Source organism: Novosphingobium gossypii, assembly GCF_050433305.1.
In the GTDB taxonomy this organism is placed as follows: Bacteria; Pseudomonadota; Alphaproteobacteria; order Sphingomonadales; family Sphingomonadaceae; genus Novosphingobium; species Novosphingobium gossypii.
Genome location: NZ_JBNPXM010000002.1, coordinates 22,760 through 47,019 on the forward strand (window position 1 = coordinate 22,760; position 24,260 = coordinate 47,019).

The 24,260-nt window shown below is 62.7% G+C and carries 20 protein-coding genes; 4 read left to right on the top strand and 16 right to left on the bottom strand.

Annotation, left to right across the window (positions count from 1 at the left end; translation table 11 throughout):
• Positions 1–32: 32 nt before the first annotated feature.
• The 7 genes from GGR40_RS05735 to GGR40_RS05765 all read right to left on the bottom strand — a co-directional run bounded on the left by GGR40_RS05735 (position 33) and on the right by GGR40_RS05765 (position 9,206).
• Positions 33–1,343: an MFS transporter gene (locus tag GGR40_RS05735; RefSeq protein ID WP_429275249.1), complete on the bottom strand. Its 1,311-nt coding sequence runs from the start codon at positions 1,341–1,343 to the stop codon at positions 33–35.
• Positions 1,343–2,290 carry an alpha/beta hydrolase gene (locus GGR40_RS05740; RefSeq protein ID WP_429275250.1) on the bottom strand — a complete coding sequence of 316 codons (948 nt, stop codon included), beginning with the start codon at positions 2,288–2,290 and terminating at the stop codon, positions 1,343–1,345. The genes GGR40_RS05735 and GGR40_RS05740 overlap by 1 nt, the downstream gene beginning before the upstream one ends.
• 3 nt (positions 2,291–2,293) lie before the next feature.
• Positions 2,294–3,703 (bottom strand): FAD-binding oxidoreductase, encoded by a 1,410-nt coding sequence (locus GGR40_RS05745; RefSeq protein ID WP_429275251.1) that lies wholly within the window; start codon positions 3,701–3,703, stop codon positions 2,294–2,296.
• Between the two features lie 8 nt (positions 3,704–3,711).
• Entirely contained in the window at positions 3,712–5,856 is a 2,145-nt protein-coding gene (locus GGR40_RS05750) for a TonB-dependent receptor (protein WP_429275252.1), read from the bottom strand.
• Positions 5,857–6,016: 160 nt separating this feature from the next.
• Positions 6,017–6,778: an SDR family NAD(P)-dependent oxidoreductase gene (locus GGR40_RS05755; protein ID WP_429275253.1), complete on the bottom strand. Its 762-nt coding sequence runs from the start codon at positions 6,776–6,778 to the stop codon at positions 6,017–6,019.
• A gap of 12 nt (positions 6,779–6,790) precedes the next feature.
• The gene (locus tag GGR40_RS05760; protein WP_429275254.1) at positions 6,791–8,272 is read right to left on the bottom strand and encodes a carboxylesterase/lipase family protein; all 1,482 of its coding nucleotides are present in this window, start codon (positions 8,270–8,272) and stop codon (positions 6,791–6,793) included.
• 364 nt (positions 8,273–8,636) lie between these two features.
• Positions 8,637–9,206 carry a helix-turn-helix domain-containing protein gene (locus tag GGR40_RS05765; RefSeq protein WP_429275255.1) on the bottom strand — a complete coding sequence of 190 codons (570 nt, stop codon included), beginning with the start codon at positions 9,204–9,206 and terminating at the stop codon, positions 8,637–8,639.
• A gap of 2 nt (positions 9,207–9,208) precedes the next feature.
• Between GGR40_RS05765 and GGR40_RS05770 the strand changes: the two genes are divergently transcribed.
• Complete coding sequence (locus GGR40_RS05770; RefSeq protein ID WP_429275256.1) at positions 9,209–10,123, top strand: DMT family transporter; 915 nt, start codon at positions 9,209–9,211, stop codon at positions 10,121–10,123.
• Positions 10,124–10,324: 201 nt separating this feature from the next.
• On the opposite strand, the gene GGR40_RS05775 is transcribed toward GGR40_RS05770, so the two are convergent.
• The 4 genes from GGR40_RS05775 to GGR40_RS05790 all read right to left on the bottom strand — a co-directional run bounded on the left by GGR40_RS05775 (position 10,325) and on the right by GGR40_RS05790 (position 13,991).
• Positions 10,325–11,581: an SEL1-like repeat protein gene (locus GGR40_RS05775; protein ID WP_429275257.1), complete on the bottom strand. Its 1,257-nt coding sequence runs from the start codon at positions 11,579–11,581 to the stop codon at positions 10,325–10,327.
• Positions 11,571–12,572 carry a tetratricopeptide repeat protein gene (locus GGR40_RS05780; RefSeq protein WP_429275258.1) on the bottom strand — a complete coding sequence of 334 codons (1,002 nt, stop codon included), beginning with the start codon at positions 12,570–12,572 and terminating at the stop codon, positions 11,571–11,573. The genes GGR40_RS05775 and GGR40_RS05780 overlap by 11 nt, the downstream gene beginning before the upstream one ends.
• Complete coding sequence (locus GGR40_RS05785; RefSeq protein ID WP_429275259.1) at positions 12,557–13,477, bottom strand: hypothetical protein; 921 nt, start codon at positions 13,475–13,477, stop codon at positions 12,557–12,559. Before GGR40_RS05785 ends, GGR40_RS05780 begins: the two co-directional genes overlap by 16 nt.
• 340 nt (positions 13,478–13,817) lie before the next feature.
• Complete coding sequence (locus tag GGR40_RS05790) at positions 13,818–13,991, bottom strand: glycosyltransferase family protein (RefSeq protein ID WP_429275260.1); 174 nt, start codon at positions 13,989–13,991, stop codon at positions 13,818–13,820.
• A 237-nt stretch (positions 13,992–14,228) separates the two neighbouring features.
• Between GGR40_RS05790 and GGR40_RS05795 the strand changes: the two genes are divergently transcribed.
• Entirely contained in the window at positions 14,229–15,428 is a 1,200-nt protein-coding gene (locus GGR40_RS05795) for an MFS transporter (RefSeq protein WP_429275261.1), read from the top strand.
• A 139-nt stretch (positions 15,429–15,567) separates the two neighbouring features.
• Here the strand turns inward: GGR40_RS05795 and GGR40_RS05800 are convergent, their stop codons facing one another.
• Positions 15,568–16,875 (bottom strand): acetyl-CoA hydrolase/transferase family protein, encoded by a 1,308-nt coding sequence (locus tag GGR40_RS05800; protein WP_429275262.1) that lies wholly within the window; start codon positions 16,873–16,875, stop codon positions 15,568–15,570.
• Between the two features lie 280 nt (positions 16,876–17,155).
• Positions 17,156–18,049 carry a DUF1838 family protein gene (locus tag GGR40_RS05805; RefSeq protein ID WP_429275263.1) on the bottom strand — a complete coding sequence of 298 codons (894 nt, stop codon included), beginning with the start codon at positions 18,047–18,049 and terminating at the stop codon, positions 17,156–17,158.
• Positions 18,050–18,250: 201 nt separating this feature from the next.
• Between GGR40_RS05805 and GGR40_RS05810 the strand changes: the two genes are divergently transcribed.
• A complete protein-coding gene (locus GGR40_RS05810; protein WP_429275264.1) occupies positions 18,251–19,864 on the top strand; it encodes an MFS transporter in 1,614 nt (537 codons plus the stop codon).
• A 33-nt stretch (positions 19,865–19,897) separates the two neighbouring features.
• On the opposite strand, the gene GGR40_RS05815 is transcribed toward GGR40_RS05810, so the two are convergent.
• Together GGR40_RS05815 and GGR40_RS05820 are read right to left on the bottom strand one after the other, a co-directional pair.
• Entirely contained in the window at positions 19,898–20,854 is a 957-nt protein-coding gene (locus tag GGR40_RS05815) for a LysR family transcriptional regulator (RefSeq protein ID WP_429275265.1), read from the bottom strand.
• A 95-nt stretch (positions 20,855–20,949) separates the two neighbouring features.
• Positions 20,950–21,963, bottom strand: a complete 1,014-nt coding sequence (locus GGR40_RS05820; RefSeq protein ID WP_429275266.1) for an alpha/beta fold hydrolase — start codon at positions 21,961–21,963, stop codon at positions 20,950–20,952.
• Between the two features lie 173 nt (positions 21,964–22,136).
• Between GGR40_RS05820 and GGR40_RS05825 the strand changes: the two genes are divergently transcribed.
• A complete protein-coding gene (locus tag GGR40_RS05825) occupies positions 22,137–23,150 on the top strand; it encodes a nitrilase-related carbon-nitrogen hydrolase (protein ID WP_429275267.1) in 1,014 nt (337 codons plus the stop codon).
• Positions 23,151–23,159: 9 nt separating this feature from the next.
• On the opposite strand, the gene GGR40_RS05830 is transcribed toward GGR40_RS05825, so the two are convergent.
• Complete coding sequence (locus GGR40_RS05830; protein WP_429275268.1) at positions 23,160–24,086, bottom strand: alpha/beta fold hydrolase; 927 nt, start codon at positions 24,084–24,086, stop codon at positions 23,160–23,162.
• Positions 24,087–24,260 lie beyond the last annotated feature (174 nt).

Genomic DNA, 24,260 nt, shown 5'->3' on the forward strand with positions numbered 1-24,260 from the left:
GTAACCTATCTGATAGCCTAGAGCAACAGCTATCAGATAGGTTCGTGCGTCGCTGATGGCGGGGCCTGTCGCTTCGACTGTCCGAAGGCGACAGCCGAGATGACGCTGACGCTCACGCCGACGATGGCCAGGCCCCGGCCGAGATGCGCCTCGCCACCGAGCAGACCGCTGACTGCGGTGACCAGCGAAGGGGCGACCCCGAAGCCGACGAGGCCAGCAAGCGCGATGAATGCGCCAATGCACAGGCCGCGCAGTTCATTGGGGATGAGCACCGTCAGTGCCACCGAGGTGATGAGCCCGGTGATCGTCCCGCACAGCATTAGCACCCCTATGGCCATCGCGAAGACGGGGACGGTAGGTGCGATGGGAAACAGCGCGGCGGGTACGCCCATCGTCGCCGCAACGACCGCGCCGGTCAGGAGGCCGCCGCGCCGCGCGGCCTTATGGCCCAGATCGGCCGCGATACCGCCCAGGATCGAGCCTGCCATGCCGGTCGCGAAAATGAGCGCGCCCATCCACCCGGCAAAGTCCTGCGGGGCAAGGCCGTAGCTGCGCGACAGAACGGGCGAGGCCCAGATCGCAGCGGCGGCATCGGCCATCACCACACCGACCTGCCCCACGAACAGGGGTATCAGGAACGCGCGGCGCGCCCACAGTTCACCCGCGACAATGCGCAAGGGCGCATGCGTTCCGGCTGCCACCTCCTGCCGTGCGGGTTCGCGCAGGGTGAGTAGCGGCAGGGTAAGCGCCAGGCTAATTGCGGCCAGCAGGACATGCGTGCCGCGCCAGGGGGCAAGACCGGAAAGGCCGGGCAGCGAGGCTTGAAGCAGCAGGCCGAGCAGCCAGCCTGCCATCGCGAAGGCACCGGCCTGGCCCAGACATTTGCCCAGAGTGACGACCAACATTGCCCGGCCGCGCTGGGCGGGGCTGCACCAGTCTGCGGTCAACGAGAGCGCGGCGGTGAGCGCACCCGTGGTGCCGATACCTGCCAGCATTCGCGCACCGAACAGCACGGGAATGCTCTGCGCGAAGGCGGTCAGCAGCGTTCCGGCAGTCCAGATCAGGCTCAGCGCGATGAGCAGGCGCACCCGGTTGCGGCGATCGACGAGGATGCCGATCGGGATCGAGAACAGCACCAGCGGCACCGCTGCCGACACCCCTTGCACGATGCCCAGCGTGGTATCACTGAGGCCCATTTCCGCCTTGGCGCTTTCCTGCACCATGCTGAAAGAGCCCATCATCGTGAAGCCCGCCGCCATCGCGATGGCCAGGATCAGCAGAGGGACGAGGCGGCTGGCGAAAGTCGCGGTGGCCGGAATGGCTGGGTAGGGCGCCGTTGCCATCAGTCCCTCGCCTTCATCGCACGGCCAAGCGCGGCGCGGCTGTCACGCAGGGCCGTGGCGGAAACCTGCGCGCTGGCGAAGATGTCGAAACCGTGGAACGCTCCGGGATAGACGTGCAGTTCGGTGGGCACGCCGGCGCGGATCAGGCGGCGGGCATAGTCCATGTCTTCCTCGACGAAGAGGTCGAGCGCGCCGGTCGAGAGGAAGCTGGGCGGCAGGCGCGCCAGATCTGCGGCGCGGGCCGGGGCGGCATAATGCGACACGCCCTCCACGCCCGGCTCGTGGCCTAGCAGCGCCGACCAGCCGAAGTGGTTGTTCGCGGCGGGCCAGATATATTGCCCGGCAAAGGGATGGGGATCGGCAGCGGTACAGGTCCGGTCGTCCAACATGGGGTAGATGAGGTGCTGGAACGCCAGCCCGTACTCTCCCCGGTCACGCGCCAGCAGCGCCAGCGCGGCGGCAAGGCCGCCACCCGCGCTTTCGCCCATCACGCCGATGCGGGCGGGATCGATGCCAAGTTCGTCCGCATGGGTGAAGACCCAGCCCAGCCCCGCATAGCAATCCTCGATCGCCGCGGGGAACGGCGCTTCGGGCGAGAGGCGATAGTCCACCGAGACGAGCACGCATTCCAGATCGGCGACCAGCGGGCGATGCAGGAACTCCAAGTCGGACGCCTGGCCGGCAACATGCCCGCCGCCGTGGATATGGTATATACACGGCAGCGGGTTCGCCTCCGTAGTGGGGCGATAGATGTGCAGGGCGATTTCGGGAGCGCCATCCGAGCCGGGGACGCCGCGGCGTTCGAGGGTAACGCCGCGATCCTCGGTCGGAGGTGCGGGGAACGCCCGCGCGCGGACATCGGCGAGATTGTCAGTCGAAAGGTGCACCACCGGGAACTGATCCAGCAGCGGCCGCAGGTCGGGATCGACGAGATGCAGGCTGTCCATCGGTCAGCCCTCCCTCACGAAGATCTTGCCTGGATTGAAGAGGTCATGCGGGTCGATCGCCTGCTTGATAAGGCGCATCATGCGTACCGCGTCACCCAGTTCCTCGACGAGCCAATCCTGCTTCCCAAGGCCGATGCCGTGTTCGCCGGTGCAGGTGCCGTCCATGGCCAGCGCCCGGCGCACAAGGCGTTCGTTGATCGCCTCCACTTCGACCATTTCCTCAGGTACGGTGGGGTCGACGGAGAACACCACATGGAAGTTGCCGTCGCCGACATGGCCCAGGATCGTGCCGGGGACGCTGGAGGTTTCCAGATCCTGCTTGGTTTCGATGATGCACTGCGCGAGGCGGCTGATCGGCACGCATACGTCCGTCGCCCAGCCGACCGCGCCGGGGCGCATGTTGACCGCGGCGTAGTAGGCCTCGTGCCGGGCCTTCCACAGTTTCGAGCGTTCTTCGGGCAGGTTCGACCAGCGGAACTGGCCACCGCCGTTCATTCCGGCGATCTCCTCCACCGTTCGAACCTGCTCCTCCACGTAAGTATGCGACCCGTGGAACTCGAAGAACAGCGTTGTCAGCTCGGGATAGTCGAGCCTTGACCAGCGGTTGACGGCGCGCATCTGCGTGTCGTCGAGAATTTCCACCCGCGCCAGAGGCACGCCGATCTGGATCGCCTGAACTACCGTATCGACTGCTCCTTCAAGCGTCTCGAAGCTGCAGACTGCGGACGAGATCGCTTCCGGGATGCCGTGGAGGCGCAGGGTCACCTCGGTAATGATGCCCAGCGTTCCCTCGCTGCCGATCATCAGGCGGGTGAGATCGTATCCGGCCGCTGACTTGCGGGCGCGGCGGCTGGTGCGGATGTCCTTGCCGTCGGGCGTCACCACCCGCAACGACAGGATCGCCTCGCGCATGGTGCCGTAGCGCACCGCGTTGGTGCCCGAAGCGCGGGTGGCCGCCATGCCGCCGAGGGTGGCGTTGGCACCCGGATCGATCGGGAAGAACAGGCCCATGTCGCGCAAGTGCTCGTTGAGCTGTTCGCGCCGCACCCCGGCCTGAACCGTGCAGTCGAAGTCCTCGGCATGGACTTCGAGGATCGCGTCCATCCGGCTGAGGTCCACCGTCACCCCACCGCGCACGGGGATGGTATTGCCCTCGATCGAGGTGCCCGCGCCGAAGGGGATCACCGGAACCTGTGCCGCGCTGCACAGCTTGACCAGCGCCACCACTTCCTCGGTCGAGAGGGGGAAGACCACCGCATCGGGCAGGCTTGGCCTGAAGTGCGCCTCGCTGCTGCCGTGCTGCAGGCGGATGGCCTCGCCCATCTGCAGACGGTCGCCGAACAGGCTGCGCAGCGCCGTCAGGAAACCTTCGGGCAGGGGCTTGCGCGGCTGCGGGGTGTAGTGTGCTGACATGGTGTCCCTCAGAAACGGAAGCTGGCGCGTACGCCGTACCGACGCAGGTCGCCGATGATGCCCAGATCGGATGCCGGTAGCCCGGCAAGCGCCAGCGTCGTCTTCTCGATATAGCTGTCGAAATACTTCCTGTTGAACAGGTTGTTGCCGAACACCGCGAGTTCGACATTACCCATGCGATAGGTGATCGAACCGTTGGCAAGGACGTAGCTCTTGAGGATCGTCGGCGTCGTCTGGTTGAGGCTGGCGGCCGAACGGCTGCCCTTACCGTTGACGCTGGCACTGAAGGTCAGGCTGTTTTCGCCGACCGGCACCACGTAGTCGCTCGACAGGTTGAACATCCAGTCGGGCTGGAAGGTCAGCCGGTTGGTCGCCAGGGTGCGGCCAGTGACGGCGGTGTAAGGCGAACTGTCGGTCAGGCGCGCATGCATGTAAGTGGCGCCGCCCGAAAGGGTCCATTCCGGCACCGGCTTGAAAGTCGCCTCCACTTCGGCGCCGTAGCTTTCCACGTCGCCCGAGTTGAGATCGACTGTGACCAGGCCGCCGGTCGAAGCCGGGGCGATCGAGTTGAGGCCGATGTAATTCCTGTAATCGGAATAGAACACATCGCCCGAGAGGGTGAAGGTGCGATCGGCCGAGGCATACTTGGCGCCCACTTCGTAAGTCCACGCGGAATCGCCCTTGTAGACACGCACCGGCGCCGTCACCGCATTGAAACCGCCGCCACGATAACCGCGCGCGACCGAGGCGTATGTCATGAACTCCTTGTTCCAGTGGCGGGTTATCGAAAGGCGGGGTTCGACCTGGTTGGACTTCAGGCCGACGCTGGTGGGCGTGCCTGCGTTGACGCGGCCGGTCGCGGAGCGGTCCTCGTGATCGTAGCGCAGACCGAGCGCGACTTCCCAATCCGGGTTCGGCTTCCAGAAAGCGGTGCCGAAGGCGGCGTAGGTATCCGCCTTGGTGGAGTTCTGTGCGCGGTTGTTGAGGCTGAGGCCGATCAGCGGAATGGCGATGTTGGTGAGCTGGTCCGACCGGGTCGTCTCGCGGCTGTAGAACAGGCCGAACAGCGTTGAGAACTGGTCGCTCAATTCGGTGTCGAAGCGCAGTTCCACAGTCTTTGTGCGCAAGGCGTCGGTGCCGCCCTGGCGCACTGCGGGGATCGGCAGCGCGGGGTTGCTTGGACCGAAATCGCCGTCGGTGTCCGGCGCGCTGCTGTTGCGCAGGTCGTAGGCGGCGAGCAGCGAAACCTTGGTGTTCAGCGCCTCGATCGGCGTTTCGATGCGCGCGTTGACGCCGCGGTATCTGTACGTGGTGGTGCCAAGGCTGTCGAACTGGTTGTCGCGCGAATAATCGGTCGGGCCGGTGACGCGGGCATAGGGCACGTTGGCGCCCTTCACCCAGTCGTAGTAGCCGTTGACCACGATGGTCAAGTCGTCGGTGGGTGTGGCGCGGATGGTGGTGCTGACCGAGTCGGTGTTCAGCCTGTTGGCCTTGCCCCCGATGTTGGTGTTGTTGATGAAGCCGTCCTGCTGGCGGTGCGAGGCCCCCACGCGGATCGCCAGCTTGTCGGTGACGATCGGAGCCGAGACCGACCCGGAAACCAGCCAGGCGTTGTCCGGCCCGGCATAGCTTGCCTGACCGCGCGCCTCGAAGTCGTTGCCGGGCTGGCGGGTGATGACGCTGATCGCGCCGCCCAGGGTGTTCTTGCCATAAAGCGTGCCTTGCGGCCCGCGCAGCACTTCGATGCGCTCCACGTCTAGCAGAGGGTTGTTGAGGTAGGCGGTGTTGGGGCGATAAATCCCGTCCACAAACAGGCCGACGCCCGGCTGCACCGACTGTACCAGTGTAACGCCGACGCCACGGATCGACACGAAGGCACGGCCCGCACCGTCGCTGCTGATGTTGAGGCCCGGTGTCAGAACGGCCGCCTCCCGCACCGAATTGATGTTGCGCCTGGCGAGTGCATCGCCGCTGACGGCAGTGACGGCGACGGGAACGTCCAGCAGGGTTTCCGTACGCTTGCGGGCGGTGACGACGATTTCAGGAGCGGCATCAGTGGCGGCGGGCGCGCTATTTTGCGCCATTGCCGGGCTGGAGGCGGTAGACGCGGCCAGGAACGAAACACCGGCGAGCAGGCAGATTCGTGATTTCATAGTTCTCTCCCGACGCCGCTCTCTCGGGTACGTGCCTGAGGAGTCGGCGCTACAGCCTATATGACAGGTCTAACCTATCTGAAAGGTTAAGCGAGGGCGTTCGAATGTGCCGTTCGGGGCATTGAATTGACTTTTCGGATCGCCACACTGCACCTGCGGACTACCAGCAGGTGTAGCCGCCATCGGCCAGCACGATGCTGCCGGTCATCAGGCTTGCGGCATCAGATGCAAGGAAGGCCACCACCGACGCCACTTCCTCCGGCTCGCCAAGGCGCGCCATCGGGGTGGAATCGATCCAGCGGCGGTACATTGCGCCTTCCTTGTCGGCGAATTCATTCAGCGGGGTACGGATATAAGTCGGCGCGACGGCATTTACCCGCACGCCCCGGTCGGCCCACTCGGCAGCAAGACTGCGCGTCAATTGGTGAACGGCCGCCTTGGAGGCGTTGTAGTAGCTTTGCCCCTGCGGGCGATTGACGATGAAGCCGCTCATCGACCCGACGTTGACGATGCTGCCACGCCCCGCTGACAGCATGTGCCGGCCGAAGGCGCGCGCGCACCAGAAGGTGCCGTTGAGGTTGACGTCGATGACGTTCAGCCAGTGCTCGTCGGCAACAGTCTCGGCGGTGGTTTCGCTGCGGGCGATGCCGGCGTTGTTGACGAGGATGTCGATCGCACCAAGCCGGTCTGCCACTTCGGTCACACGGGTGGAGTTGGTAACGTCCATCACCACACCCTCGCAGCCGTGCCCCTTGGCTTCCATTACCGCGCGCGCACTGGCGATCGCAGGTTCGGAAAGATCGGCAATGACGACCTGCGCTCCCATTTCGGACAGCGCCTCCACGCAGGCAAGGCCGATACCGCTGGCGCCGCCGGTGACGAGTGCGCGGCGACCATCCAGCTTCAGTCGTTCAAGGTACATGGGCGTGCTCCGTCAGGGAAGGAAGGGGGCGATAGGGAAGGGAGCCTCCTCGATCGCCTCCCCGCGCGCCAACTGGTAGACGTGGCGCTGCGCGCGGGTGAACTCGGGCCAGGGCAGGGTGCCGTCGCGGGCGAAATCCACCCAGATGCGATGAACGCGATCGGCCAGTTCCTGTGGCGGCGCTTCGCCGCAGAGCCCTTCGGAGCCAGTCGCGGCGGCCAGTGTGTCGAACACGAAAGGCAGTTCCATCGCATGCGCCGCTCCGAGTCCACCGAACAGCGGCGAGCACCACTCGAATTCGTACATATGCGTGCGGCCGCGATGCTCCTCGGCGAAGCGGCGGGCGGGCCAGCGGAACACGAGGTCGTGCGCGGCATCGGTGAAGGCCTGCCCCGGCTTCACCCCTTTGCGGCCCATACCGTAAGCCTTGAGCAGCTTGCGCGCACTCGGATGGACGCGGTGGAACACGTAGGTTGCCAGCAGCCGCCCGATCTTCTCACGGACGCCGGTGGGAATGAAGTAGAGGTTCATCTCCTGCGCATTGGTGCCGATCAGCAGATCGATCTCCGCCCCCGCACCCGTATGCAGCGCGTCGAGCGGCTTCAGCGGCAGCACATCGTCGCCATGCACAGGTATGAAGCGGCTTATGCCGAACACCGGTTCGTGCCCCTCGGCATCGCGCAAATCGAGCCGGGGGCTGGGCAGGCTGACCGTCTCGATCGCATCAAGCAGCCGCTCGCCCGGCTCCACACTGCGGAAACCGGCTTCGTCGGGCGTGATCTTCAGCAGCTTCGCCAGTTTGCGCACCAGCCGCTGGGCGACGCTAATGTCGCGGGTCATGCGCCCATGTCCGCTCTGCACGATTGCGCGGCGGAACAACCCCCTGGCGAGCGGCGAGGTGACGAGGTCGGCGATCGCCATGGCTCCGGCGGATTCACCGAAGACGGTAACGTTGGCCGGGTCGCCGCCAAACGCGACAGCATTCTCACGCACCCATTCGAGCGCGGCGATCATGTCGCGCAGGCCCAGGTTGGTAGGGACACCAGGAATCGGCAGGAAGCCGTCGATACCCATGCGATAATTGATGGCGATGCATACTACGCCGTCCCGCGCAAAGGCGCTGCCGTCCTGCACCGGGGCATCCTTGCTGCCGACCACGAAGCCGCCGCCGTGAATGAACACCATTACCGGCAGGCCGGGCCGCAAGTCGGCCGGCGCCCAGACGTTGAGCGTCAGGTAATCGTCGCCCGGCTGCCAGCCCGTCCCGATGAGAGCGCTGACGTCCAGCCCCGGCATCGACTTTACCCGCTGCGGAGCATTGGCGCCCGGCTCAAGTGCGTTGCGCACATCACGCCAGGGCTCCACTTTGCGAGGGGGCGCGAAACGCAGCGGGCCCACTGGCGGGGTGGCATAAGGCACCCCCAGAAACGCGGCGACGCCATCAACTGTCCGTCCCCGCAGTTTGCCCGTGGCGATTCCGACTTCCAATTCCAAAGTGCTTCTCCGCGGAAGGCTCGATTTCTTCGGCGGGATCGAGAGTACACTCCCTCGTCCCTCATGCAGCTGTTTTCGGCTATGCCGATCGGACCATTTCATTGGCCGCAATGAGGATGAGGTTGCCAATGGTCTGGGCGCTATGTCGATCGTGCGAGGCGCCGAACAGATTGTGACTAATGACCTACGAGTGCGGGCGTTCATTCTTGGACATGCTGGTTGCGAAAGCGGACCTACAGCATCTGGGAACGCGAAATCGGCTGCTGAAGGATCACAAAGGCTCGGTTCGTCTGAGAACGAACGCCGGATCGTGGCACATCGCCGCGTTTCCCAATGCTACTGACAAGCTCCCCCGTCTTCGTGCTCAACAAACGACGACGCGAGTGAACTTGGCGGTTTCGTCGCCTATGTTCGTATAGGAAAACGCCTGTGCGCTGCTGTAGATTGCAAAGTCATGCGCGTCGATCGTGACTGCCCCATCGGCCTTGTCGATCCGCAGCCTTCCTGCAGATACGAAGATCATTTCGTGCCAGCCCGCCGGATCCGGTTCCGCGAAATATCGACCGCCCACCCCCAGCGACCAGGACCAGAGCTGAGCCGATGCAGCGGCAGGAACGCTGCCGAGGAGTACAGCCTTGCTGGCATCGTCACCTCCCCTCCAGGTCAGCGCTTCGATACGCTCGGGATTGGCCTGTGGATCGGCAACCATCGCCACGAAATCGACACCGAGGGCCCAAGCCAGCTTATCGAGGCTGGACAGGCTGACATTGGTGTCGCCTCCCTCCAGGTTCACGATCATCCGGCGGCTTACGCCTGACGCCGCTGCGAGGGCCGCCTGGCTGAGCCCTGCCAGATGGCGCAGTCGTTTGAGATTGTCGGAGACGTGCGAAAGTACATCGGTTCGAGTGGATTGACTGCGCACTATATTGCTCATAGATGCGCATTATGTTGCACAACAACGCCATGGGCAAAGCCTTTTTCAGCCGCCATGAAGCTGCACTGATCGGAATTACCCTAATCTGGGGTTTTACGTTCCTGATCGTGCACCTCGCTGTCGGACATTCCGGGCCGTTGTTTTTCGTCGGCCTTCGCTTTGTCGCGGCAGGCTTGCTTACGATGGTCGTGTTTCGCCGGGCAATCGTGGGCCTCACGAAGAAAGAACTGGTGGCCGGATCGGCAATCGGGGTGACCATCTTCCTGGGTTACGGTTTGCAGACTTATGGCCTGCAGTCGATCAGCAGCAGCACATCGGCTTTTCTGACAGCGCTCTATGTGCCGATGGTACCGCTCGTCCAGTGGCTGGTCATGCGTCGACCGCCGCGTGCGCTGACGTGGGCCGGTATCGCTCTCGCCTTCATAGGTCTGGTTTTGCTTGCCGGCCCGGATGCATGGCAGGTCGGCCTCGGGCATGGGGAGGTTGCCACGCTGCTCAGCGCCGCAGCCATCGCTGCCGAGATCATCCTGATCGGCCGGTTTGCCTCGGAAGTGGAAAGTTCCAGGATCACCGTCGTGCAACTTATCGTGGGCGGCCTGCTATCATTCGCCATGATGCCCATCGCTGGCGAGAGCATTCCGGACTTCTCCTGGGTTTGGCTGCTTGCTGGACTTGGCTTGGGCGTTGCAAGTGCTCTGATCCAGTTGACGATGAACTGGGCACAGAAATCCGTGTCACCTACCCGCGCCACGATCATCTATGCCAGCGAACCTGTCTGGGCCGGCATCATCGGGCGGATCGCGGGCGACAGGCTCCCGCCCCTGGCGATCCTCGGCGCCGTTTTCATCGTCGCTGGTGTGGTCGTCAGCGAACTCAAGCCGCGCCGAAGGCACCATGGCGAGCTGTCAGCGGAGTAAGTAGGGACGACGGTATTATCCGACTGTGGTCCGCTCGCAATGATTTGCGGTTATAGCGGACAGACCGCTGGCGGGCTTGTTTCGGCGGGTTCCATGTCGACCCTATTGCTCAGACGCATTGCCGCTGGAGCGACACCGCTTTGGCGGGCGCAGCCGTTCGATCCTTTTTCTCCAGCTTGCTCGGAGCGGTGGCAAAGGCGCTCAGTTCAGGTTGTTCAGCGCAGCCAGGAACATCGACTTCAGCTTGCCACGCGTGGCCATGGCCGTATCGTAGTCGGCCCCGGATTGCGCCATGGCCTCGCAGGAGGCGAAGGTTTTGCGGGTGCGGACCAACGCATCGCAGGATTTGATCCACGATGCGTGTTGCGCCGCTCCCTTTCTGTAAAGAGCCTTGGCCTCGTCGCATACCGTTTGTGCATTGTCGGTGCAGGCCTGTGCAAGCGCGACGTAGGCCACAAGGTCGGCCTTTGCATAGCGGCTTGGTGCCGTGCTGCGCACCGCGGCGACAGTCTGCGCGAAGAAGTGGCAGCCTTCGGGGTCGATCATGTCCACGTTGTTGTGCAGGAAGCAGGCGAGCGCCAGCCGTGACCATGCCTTGTCGAGATCACGGGTCATTCCGGTCGCGGTCAGGTGCATCCAGCCAAGGTACTTGCAGGCGTAAGGCCCGCGACCCGGATCATCGCCGTCGCATACCTGCGTGAATCGGGCCTGCGCCCGGGCATAATCCCGCAATTGACGGTTCTGGAGGTAGAGTTTGCCTGCCTCGTAGCAGCCAAGGTCGTTGAAACCCGCCGTGCACGACATGTCGTAGTGTTCGAGTGCGTGGCGCAGATCCCCGCCGCGTGCGGACGCGACGCCGCGGCTCCAGCACGTATCGACGTTGAAATCGATCTTGCACGGGGCCGACTGGGCTGCCGGCGCGGGATACTGGATCTGGTAGTTCGGGAACGACTGGCCATCGGAAGACCGCTCCCGACCGATGTCCCGCATACGCGCAAGCAAGCGATCATGGACGCGCCTGATGCTGTCTGGCCGACACGTCAGGTTGGTGAGTGTCTTGCCCCTTCTGCTTACGGTGAGCAATCCAAACGGGTGCAGGGCGGTCGGATCGGGCGCGGCCCCGTTCCTGAAACCGGCGGTGATGCGATAGGCGGTATCGCCGTTGTTGAAGGTCACGATTTCGTCGATCGTGTCGCCTACATCACTGTTCCGCCGGTAATCCAGTTCCGCAAGCGAACTTGTGAGCGTCAGTTCCGGCCGTTGCAGTGAAGCGCCGTAGCGGTAGATCGCACGTGCGCCCGCGATCGACACCGACACCGGGCGATCCTGTCCCTGAATGCCGCAGGTCATCACGTTCTCCTCCGCCGTGGCTGCGGCGGTATTCGCTCGTGCCGTGGGCAAGCCGGGCCACGCCACGGCAAGAACCAGAGACAGGTGTCGTACCAGTCTATTCGACATCGGTGTCGCCATTGCCTTGTGCTTCCTCCTTTACGACGGGTGCAGACAAGGCAGGGGTGGGCTGCGAAAGGGCAAGGGCTTTCTTCGCTTCGCCTGCGGAAGGGGTTTCAGGGTCCAGCGCCAGCGCCCGTTCCAGCAATGCAATCGCCCGTGCATCGTCGCGATCGCGTCCATTTCCGGTCTGATAGGCCCTGCCCAGCGTGAAGCAGCTTTCGGCCGCGCCCAATGTGCACGCATCGTCGTGCAGATGGAGGGCGCGCTGACGGTCCTTCGTTGTTCCTCGACCATCGTCCACCATACTGCCAAGATTGCCGCAGGCGCTGGCGTCGCGGGCTTCGCACGATCCTTCGAACAGTGCGACTGCGCGAACGTAATCCCGTTTCACGCCCAGTCCGTCGCGGTAGAGTACGCCCAGGTTGTAACAGCCATGCTGGTCATCGGCATCGCACGCCTGCCGGAACAGTTGCGCCGCCTTTCCTTGATTTCGCCTGACACCCCTGCCCAGCGAATAGGAGGAGCCGAGATTGGCACAGGCCGCCGTCGCGCCCAGGGTGCAGCCCTCCTGGAAAAGCTTCGCGGCGCGCTTATCGTCGGGTGGAACACCGTCCCCCCGGATATAAGCAAGGCCCAGGTTGGAGCATCCGGTCGCTTCGCCGCCGTGGCAGCTATATGCATAGTATGCACTGGCGATCTCGGCAGAACGCTCGACACCCTGGCCCTTGCCATAGAGAAAGCCGACCATCGTACAGCTTGGCATCTCACCCAACTGACAGGCTTGCCCGAGGATGGAAGCGCCTTTTGCCTCGTCCTTTTCGACGCCATCGCCATCGAGCAGCCGGTTGCCCAGCCGCGCGCAGGCGCCTGCATCATCGTCGTCGCACTGCTGCGTCATTTCAACGACGGGGTCGATGGTCTTCACCTCTTGTCCCATCGCCGGAATCGTCAGAACGGCCAGCGATAACGCGCCGGCGCGGATCATTGCGCGGTACATGCCGGATCCCTGCAGACAAAGGGTGCTTCGGCATCTTCCCGCGGAACGCGACTGGCGCGAAAGCGCAGATCCTGCGGCGTTGCTGTCACCACGTCGATCTGAACGTCCAAAATCTGGATCGTCTTCTGGTCCACAGGGAACCGCATCGTCTGGCCGCTGCTGGCATGGACAAGATCATCGATGCTGTAACCACGCAGTTCTAAGGCAAGCTGTCCTTCCTCGATCCCGCGATAGGAGATGTCATAGATCGTACCGCTCTCGTCCGTATCGTAGCTTGCTGCGTCCGGCACCTGCGTGCCCTTCGAATAGTCGCGCGGAGGAACCAGCGCATGGCCGACAACCGCCGTCTGCAGGGTGCCAAAGGTTTCGGGGGAGGGTGCCGTGGAGCGGATGACGGGCACCGCCGGGTCCGCACGCATCCGCTCGTGAAGGGCGGCGGGGCTTTCAGAAGCCTGGGTATCGGCGATCAGCGCCTCGGCGAAAGCGACCTGGTCGATGGCCAGCGGAAAGCCCCCGGCTGATGCGCGATCGGTGGCGCAGACGAACTGCAACTGGGCTTCGCCGACCGATCCCGCTGCAACCGGTTCGGAACCGGCATAGCTGAGTGCTGCATCGTCCAGACGCTCATCGTCGGCTCCATAGCGCTGAACAAGATCCCAGGTTTCCGTGCGCTTTTCGCAGTCCGCGATCATATATGCGCTGAGCGAAGCGGCAGGGTTGCCTGTTTCCCGCAAGACCTGGTTGGCATGAAAGCGAACCGTTTCGCCATCACGTGTTATCGATCCCACATCGACGAACAGCACCTTGTCCGCACCCTGCGCGACGTACCACCACTGCGACGGGCGCGCCTCCGCGATCGACGGCGAAAGTAGTGCCAGTGCGCAGTAAAGAACTCTAGGCTTCATCAAATCTCCCAGGATCAGAAGACAGCGGCACAGTTTAAGCGGCAAAGCCCGTGTCTTACAAGCACGTCCGCATGGCGTTTGGGTATGCGGCGAACGTCGCAGAAAGGATTAGGAGATAGATGTTCACGGCGGAAAATTCCGCGTCACATGTTGATCATGTTGGTCAATATATCGCTACCCGAAACCTGACTTCTGACGTTGACGCTATTCAAAGAAAGCTCGGCGGACTTTCACCGAAGTAGCGCATCATATGGCAGGCGCGGCACTGATCGCGACGGGATTGCTCTTATATGCGATTGCCTCGCAAGCGCAAACGCCGAGCGCATGGGCACCCCAGCGATCAGATCAGCGCAAGGCCGTCAAGCAGAGCCCTCAAACCAGATTTCACCCGGTATTCATCTTCGGGCAGCGGCCTGTCAAAGCGAGCATCCATGCTGCTCTTGCCCTTCAATGCTTCAAAGAGCCGACGAACCGGCGGGCTGACCGACACAACAATGTAAGTGGCCGTGGCCAATCACCACCTCGCCGCCGGCGAGTGCGTCTGCTATCAGGGGCACAGGTTGGTCCTGGTATCATGTGCCTGAAATTGCGCTATGAGCTTCTTAACGGACCGCATCGGGCAGCGCGATCTTGAGAGCTGAGCCCTCAATCGCTTGCCGCGGCTGGCATCTCGAACAGGTCCATATCCGCCCTGCGAATTTTCTCCATTCAGGCGACTGCTCGAAAGTCATGGCGGTGTCAGCATGCCAAGATGACTGAAGGTGCAACTACGCTTTTTTCCGCGCGTTCCGAATTTGCTGCTGGATGGAAGACGGTGCTGGCCGCAGCGCTGGCGATCGGCGTGGGTATGATGGGTGTCGGCTTCTATTCGCTAGGCCTGTTCGTCGCCCCGCTGCAAGCTGAGTTTGGCTGGAGCCGCGCGCAGGTTTCCGGCGCGGCCACTTTTCAGCAACTGGGCATCTTCCTGTCCGCTCCGCTAGTGGGGCGTTTGGCGGATCGCATCGGCAACCGCGCCATAGCGATTGTTAGCTACATCGCTACTCCGTTGGCTTTTCTCGCACTTTCGCAGTGCGGCCCCTCGCTGATCGCATGGTACGCCCTGTGGTTGCTGGTGTCGCTCGCTGGCTGCGGCACGACACCAGCGATATGGGCGCGGGTCGTTTCATTGCGATTCGATCAGCACCGCGGCCTGGCTTTGGGGCTTATGCTAATGGGTACCGGTACGGCAGCGATGTTTGTCCCGGCATTGCTTGGCCCGCTCATCGTCGCGCACGGCTGGCGTACAGGCCTGCAAGCGCTGGCGATGATTGTGGCAGCGATCGGCATTCCGGTCAGCTTGCTGGCCGGTCGTGGAGAACCACGCCCCCCGTTTAAAACGCAACCGGGCGATCGCGGTCGGATAGAGATCAACCCTGCAACCGCCCGAATCGCGCTGATCGGATTCTTGCTGGGTGCGATCGTGGCAGCGCTGATTGTCCATCTCGTGCCGATGCTGATCGACCGTGGTGTTGCCCCCGTCGAGGCGGCCCGAATGGCAGCATTGGTCGGCATGGCAGTGCTGGTTGCGCGGCTGGTGGTCGGCTGGCTGTTCGATCGATTCCACGCCCCGCACGTCGCCTGCCTGTTCCTGACTTCCCCTGCAATTGCCTGCGCGATCCTGTGGCTGCACGGCCCCGCAATTCCAGCCGCGCTGATGCTGGGCCTTGCCGCAGGTGCTGAGGTCGACATGCTGGCCTATTTTACCAGTCGCTATGCCTTACTGGAGAATTACGGCGCTACGTACGGATTGGTGCTAGGTCTCTTCAGCCTGGGCGCGGCATTCGGGCCGCCGCTGTTCGGCGGATTGATCGATGCCACCGGTGACGCTGATCCGGGCCTGCTGATCTGTGGCATCGGATTAGTCGCCATCCTGGGACTGATCGCCTCATTGGGCAGGTATGCGGAGAACTGAACCATGACAGATTTCCGTTGATTCCGCACAACGTTTTCCCACGTTACTGTCTCACCCTGCTGATGCTCAGAAAGGTTTGTCACCCCTGTTCTTTGTTGTGGGACCGCCCGCACGGGGAGTGGCGAAGGAGGCATAACGGCTACCATTTCAAAGTAGCGGCAAGCTCGTCGCGGAACTTTGGGTGTGCAATGCCGATAAGTGCCTGTGCCCGCTCCATCAAGGACTTGCCTCGAAGGTTTACCCATCCAAACTCGGTGACGATGATATGTACATCATTGCGCGGCGTGGTCACCGCACCGCTCAAGCGAGGTACGATCCGAGACACCGTTCCTCGTGCCGCCGTCGAATGGCAAGCGATGATCGATTTCCCGCCAACAGAGGCGGCCGCCCCGCGAACGAAATCAAGCTGACCACCCGATGCGCTGTACTGACGACCGCCAACGACTTCCGAATTGCAGGCGCCCTGAAGGTCGACTTGCAGGGTTGCGTTGACCGATATCGCTTTCGGGTTTTGCGCGATGATCGACGGGTCGTTGACCCATTCGACAGGGTGGCCCTCCAAAGCTGGATTTCCATTCAGGAACTCGTAGAAGTCACGATCGCCCATCGCAAAGGTGAAGGTCGATTTGCCGGGGATGACCACTTTGCGGTTATTGGTAACGGCACCGCGTCGCATCAGTTCGGCAAGACCTGGCGTCATGAGCTCGGTGTGGATACCCAGATCGCGGTGTCCACCCAGCGCCGCACAGACAGCTTCCGGCACTGCCCCGATCCCCATCTGCAGACAAGCGCCATCCTCGATCAGTCCGGCAATAGTCTGTCCAATTTTGTCATCCTCCGGTCGGCGCGCAATGGAGGGTATTTCGGTCAGCGGGGCATCGTGTTCCACGATTGCGGTCACCGCCGAGAGGGGAATCGTGCTGTTGCCAAAAGTTCGAGGCATGTGCCTGTTCACTTCGACGATGACTCTTTCGCAAAGTCGTGCCGCAGAATGGGCATAATCGATGTTGGTGCCGAGACTGAACTCGCCGTTCTCATCCATAGGGGCGACCTGCGTGACCAGCGTGTCCACGCCGACTTCATCGCACAGGAGTCGAGGCGCCTGGCTGAAGGCGGTAGGTATGAAGTCGAGCAAGCCGGAGCCTTCAGCCGCCGCGAGGTCGTCAAGCGCCCGCTCGACCCCACTGTGGAACAGGCTCATCGGACGTAGCCGCGTGTTAAGGTCGCGGCGAAGGACGCTTTGTCCCGCGACGGAGGTGGACAGAAGGTAATATATGCTGGCGTCGCGAATCTGGCCGTCGTGCGCTCGCCCGGCCAATGCTGCCAACAGAGCGGGTGGCTGCGCCACGCCCAGCGCCATGCAGATGCGTGCACCGTCAGGTATGGTCGCCACGGCGTTTCGGGCTGTGGTCAGCTTTGCTAGATAATCAGACCGGACGTCTGTCATAGGCATCCCTCCTTATGCTTGGCACAATCGGTTTTCTTCCTCGCGCCAGACTGGCCTGCCACATGAAAGATAGCAAACAGACAGCGGCTGGTGCGGATCGTCTGCGGTCATTGCAGGCGCATCGGCCGTCAGGAGAGCATTCGCCGGCATAACCCGGCTCATGCTTGCGTGGATGCTGAACCCTTTTGTGCGGTCTGCCTTGGCCTGAGTACGATTCCGGCGAAACAGCACGGTGCTTTGAGGCCGGTTGGGGCAGGCCATTTTGCAGCCTGCCCCCGGTTCACCAGGTCGATGCTTCGATCTTGATCCTGCCGTCCAGGACGCCGATCGGATCACTGGCTATCTGAGGATAGTGAACCTTGAGCAATGCATGCCAATCAGCAGGAAGTTCGGCGAAGCTGCCGACTTTTCCGCCATTCGCGAACAAGTTGAGCGTACCAGGGCGGTCGTCCATTTTGAGCCACGCCGGCCAACTGCGAACGTCGTTCGATTGAACACGGGTGTTGACCGTTGTGGTCCTGCGATCGAGAACGAGGTCGCGCGCGCCCGAAATCGTGCTCACTTCATTGAGCAACGACACTGAACCGTCCGGCGCGATGACGCGTGCGTGCGAGCGGTCTCGAATGGCCATCTCAGTGTGACCGATCGAAAAATAGCTTACAGGGCGGTGTTCCAGCTCGAATTTTGGCTGGCCTGGCTTGTCGGGTATAGTGAAGTGGCTGTCCGCTGACGCTGTTGCGTGCGTAGGGACGGGGCCGCGCCCGCCCACGGCTACGGTCTCCCCGGTGACAGGATTGCGAAATGTCTTCATGCGCTCGCCAGTCTCTGCATCGACACGAAAGCTGATCTCAAGGTCGATGATGTCAAAGCCGCCATCTGCATTTTGCGTTATGCGCTGGATGGACCCAAGATTGAGCGCGTACATGGGAATCAAATCGCCGCCCGTTGCAGCCATATAAGGCCCTTTGAGCCAGGAGAAGATCAGCCCGTCGTCTGTTCTGTAGCGCAGCTTGCGGTAGATCAGCCGCGCGTCTGCCGGGTTTGCTGGATCGAGTTGCCGGTTCGCTGCGCGCACTGATGTGGCAGCAAATGCGCTGGAGGTCGCGGCGACAGCCAACCCGAATTTCAACGCGTCGCGTCGCGCGGGTCTGATATTATCAAGTATTTTGGTCATGACATCCCCTCATTATAGAGTAGCGAGTGTCAACCAAGATGATCGTGCCGCCAGAGGTTCAGATTATTTGACCGCCATGCGAGTAATATTTGCTGCCCTCCAAATGACTGGGAGGATGCGAACTCCAGCCGATGGTGCCGAGCGTCGCGCTCAAGCGGGCCATGAGTGACACTGAATTGCCGGAGCCGATCCAGGTTCGGTGTGGAACCGGAACTCAGCTGGGGCTGCGAGTGGACGCTGCGGTGTCAGTGGCGGGCGCTGGCATCAGCGCGATCTCGGGCGAGCCCACTCCATCCACCTCGCGGACATATCATCAAAGAGCATTTGGCGATCGCAACATCCTTCCGTGTTCTGATCGCCAGTGCAAGGACGGAGATCGGCGTGGCATCAGCATCAGTTTCAAATCCGCGACCTGCAAGGTCACGATCGGGAAGCTGGTCGATAAGGATCGGGTCGCTGCTGATACCCCTTGCTCACGCTGCGGGGCAGAATGTAGTCACGGTGCTGGGCTTACGGTTCATGACGGACAGCCTTGCAGTTTCCGCAGGGACTGCCGGTTTGATCTTCGCACTGGTGAAGATCTATGACGGATTCCTGGACCCCACCGTCGGCGCCTGGAGCGACCGCTTCCATTCCCGCTGGGGGCGCAGGTTGCCGTTCCTGTTTGCAGGCGGTCTGGCGATGCCCCTCGGCGTGGTGATGTTGTTCGGAGCGCCTGATCTGGGTTCGGTACTTCTGACGGAAATCTTTGTCACACTCGCGCTGATTATCCACGCCTCGGGCTACACGTTGATGACAATTCCGGGCTTCGCGATGGTGGTCGAAAGTTCGACCGACCCCGACGAACGTGCCCGGCTGATGGCATGGCGCACTTATGGCAATGCGATCGGCGCCCTGCTTGGATCGACGCTGCCGACTTGGCTGTTGGGGATGATAGGTCCGGGGCGGCAAAGTCACGTCATGCTTGCGGTGCTCGTTGCCGCAATAGTGTTTATTGCCACCACGCTGGCAGTGCTGCTGCTGAGGGACGCCCCACGGACCGCACCCCGTCCGGACGTGGCCGCACAACGCGGACGTTTGACGTTGTGGCGCCAGTTTATCGTGATCTGGGCGAACAAGCCTTTTCAGATACTGGCCATCGCCCATGTTTTCCTGCTGTTTGGCACGGTGATCGGATCGGCCACCCTGGCATACTTCACGCGTGTCGTTCTCAAGGTGGGAGACGCGGTGTTGGGCACATACTTCATGCTTTCCACCATCGCGATGGTCATCGCCATGCCCGCATGGGTCTTCGCCGCACGGCATCTGGGCCGCAAGGCCTGCTACATGATCGCTCTGGGCATCTACGGGGTCAATCACATGACCTGGCTGCTTGCGGGATCGGGAGAAAGCATCGTGGCGATCGGGGCGAGGGCGTTGGTCGGCGGGTTCGCCGGAGGGGGCATGATCCTGTGCGCCTATGCGCTGCTGTCCGATGCCGTGCGCTATGATTTCGTGCGCAGTGGCGAGCGTCGCGAAGGTGCCTTTGCGGGCATCACCACTCTGCTGGACAAGCTTTCTTCGGCGGCAGCGCTTGCTGCGCTCGGAGCGTTCCTCTCGGCAATGGGTTATGTTTCGTCAGCCGGTGGCGTGTCCAGCGGGCAGGACACACGCGTCGAATGGGCCATCATGATGTGTGAGTCCATCATACCGGCCCTGTCTATGGTGGGTGCTGTCGTCACGATGTGCTTCTATCGCCTCGACACGGATGCCCTGGTCGCTGCGGAAACGCCTGCTCTGGATCCCGTCGTCGATCCGACCGGAGAACCCTCGTGATTATACAAGCCTAGGGTCTTACCCTTTTGCCGTTCAATGAGCTTGCAGGACACTGTCCCCGGTGATCGTCGCCACGCCAGTGGCCGCAACCGGCTTGCTGTCTTCGTCATGGCCAACGAGATGCCGGCGCAATTTCTCGGCAAAGCATTCTGCAGAGTGCTTGATTTCCACTTCGGCCCGGAACAGCAGGCCAGCCCGCAGGTCGCGTGGCGCGCGTTCGACGTTCAGGCTGACGGCGCCTGTTCCTGCCATGATCGCGTCAGGCAGGATCGCGAGCATTCCCTCCTGCAGCACGAGCGACTTCATGAGTGCGATGCTATCGGTCCTCACTCCAGTAGCTGGCATGCCAGAGTTGCCGCCTGCGAAATAGGAGCGCAGCGCCTCAACGGAATGTTTCTGATCGAGAACGGCCCATGCCCAGCGTGAAAGTTCTGAAGCCGTAAGCCCACTACGATGAACCAGCGGATGACCCGGTGCGGCATAGATCGCACAGGGCGTGCTGCGGATCCGCTCGTAACTGAGCTTTTCGGTCATGGTCGTTGCTGGCACCGTAGTGAAAACAAGGTCCACCTTACGATCCAGCAGAGAAGGAACCACTTGATCGACATGCCCCTCGATGACGCGCAGGGAAACCTCCGGGTGTTCGCGGGAAAATTCCGCCACGATGGAGCGCATGCCGATTTGTGCCTGGAATGGGCAAAGCGCGACCACCAGTTCTTCGCCGAGACCGCGCTTGGCAAGCGCGATTCGTTGCTGCGCGCGCTCCTGTTCGTTGACCATCAGCCGTGCGTGTTCCAGCAACGCGCTGCCAGCCGGGGTCAGTTCCACCCCGCTGGAACGTCGATCGAACAGCCTTGCGTCGATTTCGTCTTCAAGGGTCTTGATGCTGCGGGTGAGGGCCGGCTGGGTAAGGCAAACCCGCTCTGCAGCACGGGAAAAATTGCCGAGTTCGGCGACCGCGATGAAGTGTCGCAACTGACGAAGATCCACGCTCGCACCTCATCTGATCCAGGGAAAGGAAGCAGGGTTTGCGCGATGCGGCCCGCCGTCCAGCCTGGTCAGAGCACTGTCCGCAGCGCGAAGAATTATCCGCCCTTTGCAGGCGGCAGCGAGTCAATCCATCTGCGAAGATCCTGGCCGGTCTTCTCGGGCAATTCAATCATGGGATAGTGGCCGACATCTGGATAATGGATGATCGTCATCGGCGCGTTGGCGAACATGATGCGCGCATCATCGGCCCGGTCTTTGGGGATCACGATGTCGCGGTCGCCCCACTGCAGCAACACAGGCACTTTGACGGCCGCAGCTGCATCGCCTGCTCCCGATTTCCATACCGATTTGGTATTGGCGAGGTAATAGGTCTTCACCCGGGCGAAACCACCGGGAATGTTGTTGGTCATGTAATACCACCGCACGGTCTCCGGCTTGAGCCGTTCTGGTCGCCCGTAAAGTTCTGCCAGTGAATGCCGGTAGAACACCTCGGGCATGTAGTTCGGCACCAGGTTGTCGTGGACCCACGACATCGACGACACCAGTGCTGACGTTTCGGTGGGCGGCGGGGCTTTCAGGGGCAGGGTGGATACGGCGAGCGCCCGCACCTGTTCCGGGTGGCGAGCGGTGTACATCGTGGCGATGGTCGCACCGCTGGAGCTGGCGACGATCACGAAGTTGCGCAGTTTCTTCTGCGCCACGAAGCGCTCGATCAAATCGACGACCGTGGGCATGCCCTGCGAAGCGCGCGGGTCCACCGAAAGCCCGTAAGGTGGCCAGTCGAACCGGACCACGCGATAGGACCCCTTCAACTGATCGGCCCAGCCGTCCCAGATTCGCAGGTTGGACATCGAGCTGTGCAGCATCAGGATTACCGGCCCTTGTCCTTCGTCGCGGACGTGCAGTTTGACAGGGCCGACCATTTCGAACTTCGAAGGACCGGTCGCCTGCTCGGCCACGACCTGCTCATAGCTGGGGTTCCACCAGCCCAGTCGCATCGTGCCCAGAACGCCTGTGGCAACAACAGCCGTGATGCCGATGATGCCGCCGACGATGCGCAGGCCGCGACGTCCGGGCCTGCTCGCCGGCACATGATCCTGAGTGCTCATCGTATCCTCCCCATGTCCGAAACGTCGATGATGCCGCTGCGGGACTGCCGGCTCCAATCAGTAGATTGCAATGCGCCATGAAAGGGCTGCATAATGCCAGTGCCCGCGGCCCAGACTGACCGACACGCGGGCAAACCCGGCGGGGGAACGGTGCTGGCACAGCCTGTCTGCATATGCCTGTGCCGATGGAACACGAAACGCCCGAGCCTTACGTGATCGCTGCTGTCGCTCTGACGCCGCGCTGCGTTTTCGTCGATGGCGCGGTCGATCGCGCAGCGCTGGACCATAACGTCGGCGGGTGCATTGCCGAAACACGGCGCGTCGTAGACGCGCACGGCGCGCGGCTGATCGTGTTTCCGCAGTTCGGTCTGAGCGGACATGCCATGGTTCCTGCCGAGGCCTGGCACGAAGCCGCTCTGGACATGCAGGGGCCCGAGATCGAGCGGATTGCAGAGGTAGCCCGCAGCCTCGGGGTGTTCATCGCCGTGCAGGTGCCCGAGCGGCATTCGGCCTTCCCAGGGCGCTACTTCCTGTCCTGCGTGATAGTGGGGCCGCAGGATGGCGTGGTGCTGGTCCATCGCAAGGGCTATTCGCTGTCGTTGCGGACCAGCCCTGTCGATGTTCACGACAAGTTCGTCGATGTCTTTGGCGCGGGCGCGTTCCACCCCGTGGCAGATACCGCTATAGGCCGACTGGGTGCCACGATTGGGGCCGAGTTGCACTGGCCTGAAGCTGGCCGCTCGCTGGCGTTGCAGGGTGTCGAAGTGATCGTCAATCCGATCGCCGCCGTCCCGCACCTTGATTATATGCACCGCGCAGGGGCGCAGCATGTGCGGGCCGTGCGGGCGTTCGAGAACATGACATATATGATCACGGCGAATATCGGGGCGCCCAAGGCGCCGCCTTCCGTCATCCATGACTTCAAGGGTGCGCCGATCGGCGGGGCCTTCGCAGGCGATCCCGCTGTCACGCTGGCCACCGTCGATCTTGGAGCGCTGCGGCACTGGCGCGATCAGCCGTCGGCCAATCTGCTGGCGCAGATACAGGCCCGGACCGACGTGCAGCCCCACCCGGAACTGCACTGGCCGGTCAACCGTTGGCCGGACCATGCACCGACGCGGTTCGAGGATCTGGTGGAAGCGGAGGCCGCCGTCTGGCACGGCCTGCGCAGCCGCTGGGGACGATAAGCCCCGGTATCAGCGTGTCAGCAGGCGGACGGGCAGCGCGTCGGTGAGCCTTGCGTCCAGGCGGACGAGGGCGGGGCGCACCGCGTTCCCCGAGGCAAACGCGTTGAGAAACAGGCCGGCCACGGCGTTTGCCCGCTCCAGGGCGTCGAGCTGCATGGGGCCCGGTTGACTGGCATCGCAGATCGCGCCGCCGAAGTAATGATTCACGCCCTCAAGGACAAGCGCGTAGCGATGCCCGCCCGGCTTTGCCGCCTCAAACGGCGCAAGGTGGCCCTTCCATATGTCGGCCTTGTCGGCAGCAGTTCCCGGCGGCACATCGAGCGTGCCGGTCTGGATCAGTGCCGGTACCGCCAGCGCGCCATACCCTTCCCGCGTCATCATCACCGGGATCGGTGCCGGTGGGGAAAAGGCGACCACGCTGGTGGCAAGGCGCGGGACGAGAGGCCCTTGCAACCCCTCCGGTCGAACACCGGCTGCCCCGCCCAGCACTGTAGCCACCAGGCCTCCATAACTGTGGCCCATCGCGACGAACGGCGTCGCGCCGATATGATCGACAAGGGCGCGCATGTCCTCGATGCGGCAGCGCCAGCTGGCAAGACCCTTGAAGTCGGCTGTGCGGGGATGCTCTGTCGAATCCACATGCAAGGGGGCAAGCACGCGATATCCCGCATCAAGAACAGGTTGCAGGATGCGGTCGTAATGCCAGGGCGCAGACAGGGCGCCGTGAGAGAACACTATCGTCCCGCGCGCGGTCCCGGCCCGTTGCCATTCGCTGACCACGATGTCGCGCCCTTCAGGGGATGTAAGGGTAAAGCTGCGCCGTTGCGGCATGGCAGGCGCGGCAAGAGGGCCGCGTGTGCCCATGCATGCGCCAGTGGCACCGATCAGGGCGCCGGCAAGGATCGAGCGGCGCGATAGCAAGGGAAGTGTAGACATCGGTCAGGCGATCCCGGGACATTGAACGTGCAGGCAAGACCGGTGCTTGGCGGTTCGCAATGGTTGCGCGATGCAGTGTCCATCAGGCGGAAAAGAAAGGGGGACGTCAAGGCTCCAGGGCCATACGGCCGCCGCATTGCGCTATGCGTTCTTTGCCGGGAACGCCCCGTGATC

Bases quoted from the DNA above. Each gene is read 5' to 3' on its own strand.
- GGR40_RS05735 (WP_429275249.1), bottom strand. From the start codon at position 1,343: ATGGCAACGGCGCCCTACCCAGCCATTCCGGCCACCGCGACTTTCGCC.
- GGR40_RS05740 (WP_429275250.1), bottom strand. From the start codon at position 2,290: ATGGACAGCCTGCATCTCGTCGATCCCGACCTGCGGCCGCTGCTGGAT.
- GGR40_RS05745 (WP_429275251.1), bottom strand. From the start codon at position 3,703: ATGTCAGCACACTACACCCCGCAGCCGCGCAAGCCCCTGCCCGAAGGT.
- GGR40_RS05750 (WP_429275252.1), bottom strand. From the start codon at position 5,856: ATGAAATCACGAATCTGCCTGCTCGCCGGTGTTTCGTTCCTGGCCGCG.
- GGR40_RS05755 (WP_429275253.1), bottom strand. From the start codon at position 6,778: ATGTACCTTGAACGACTGAAGCTGGATGGTCGCCGCGCACTCGTCACC.
- GGR40_RS05765 (WP_429275255.1), bottom strand. From the start codon at position 9,206: ATGAGCAATATAGTGCGCAGTCAATCCACTCGAACCGATGTACTTTCG.
- GGR40_RS05770 (WP_429275256.1), top strand. From the start codon at position 9,209: ATGCGCATTATGTTGCACAACAACGCCATGGGCAAAGCCTTTTTCAGC.
- GGR40_RS05775 (WP_429275257.1), bottom strand. From the start codon at position 11,581: ATGTCGAATAGACTGGTACGACACCTGTCTCTGGTTCTTGCCGTGGCG.
- GGR40_RS05780 (WP_429275258.1), bottom strand. From the start codon at position 12,572: ATGTACCGCGCAATGATCCGCGCCGGCGCGTTATCGCTGGCCGTTCTG.
- GGR40_RS05785 (WP_429275259.1), bottom strand. From the start codon at position 13,477: ATGAAGCCTAGAGTTCTTTACTGCGCACTGGCACTACTTTCGCCGTCG.
- GGR40_RS05795 (WP_429275261.1), top strand. From the start codon at position 14,229: ATGACTGAAGGTGCAACTACGCTTTTTTCCGCGCGTTCCGAATTTGCT.
- GGR40_RS05800 (WP_429275262.1), bottom strand. From the start codon at position 16,875: ATGACAGACGTCCGGTCTGATTATCTAGCAAAGCTGACCACAGCCCGA.
- GGR40_RS05805 (WP_429275263.1), bottom strand. From the start codon at position 18,049: ATGACCAAAATACTTGATAATATCAGACCCGCGCGACGCGACGCGTTG.
- GGR40_RS05820 (WP_429275266.1), bottom strand. From the start codon at position 21,963: ATGAGCACTCAGGATCATGTGCCGGCGAGCAGGCCCGGACGTCGCGGC.
- GGR40_RS05825 (WP_429275267.1), top strand. From the start codon at position 22,137: ATGCCTGTGCCGATGGAACACGAAACGCCCGAGCCTTACGTGATCGCT.
- GGR40_RS05830 (WP_429275268.1), bottom strand. From the start codon at position 24,086: ATGTCTACACTTCCCTTGCTATCGCGCCGCTCGATCCTTGCCGGCGCC.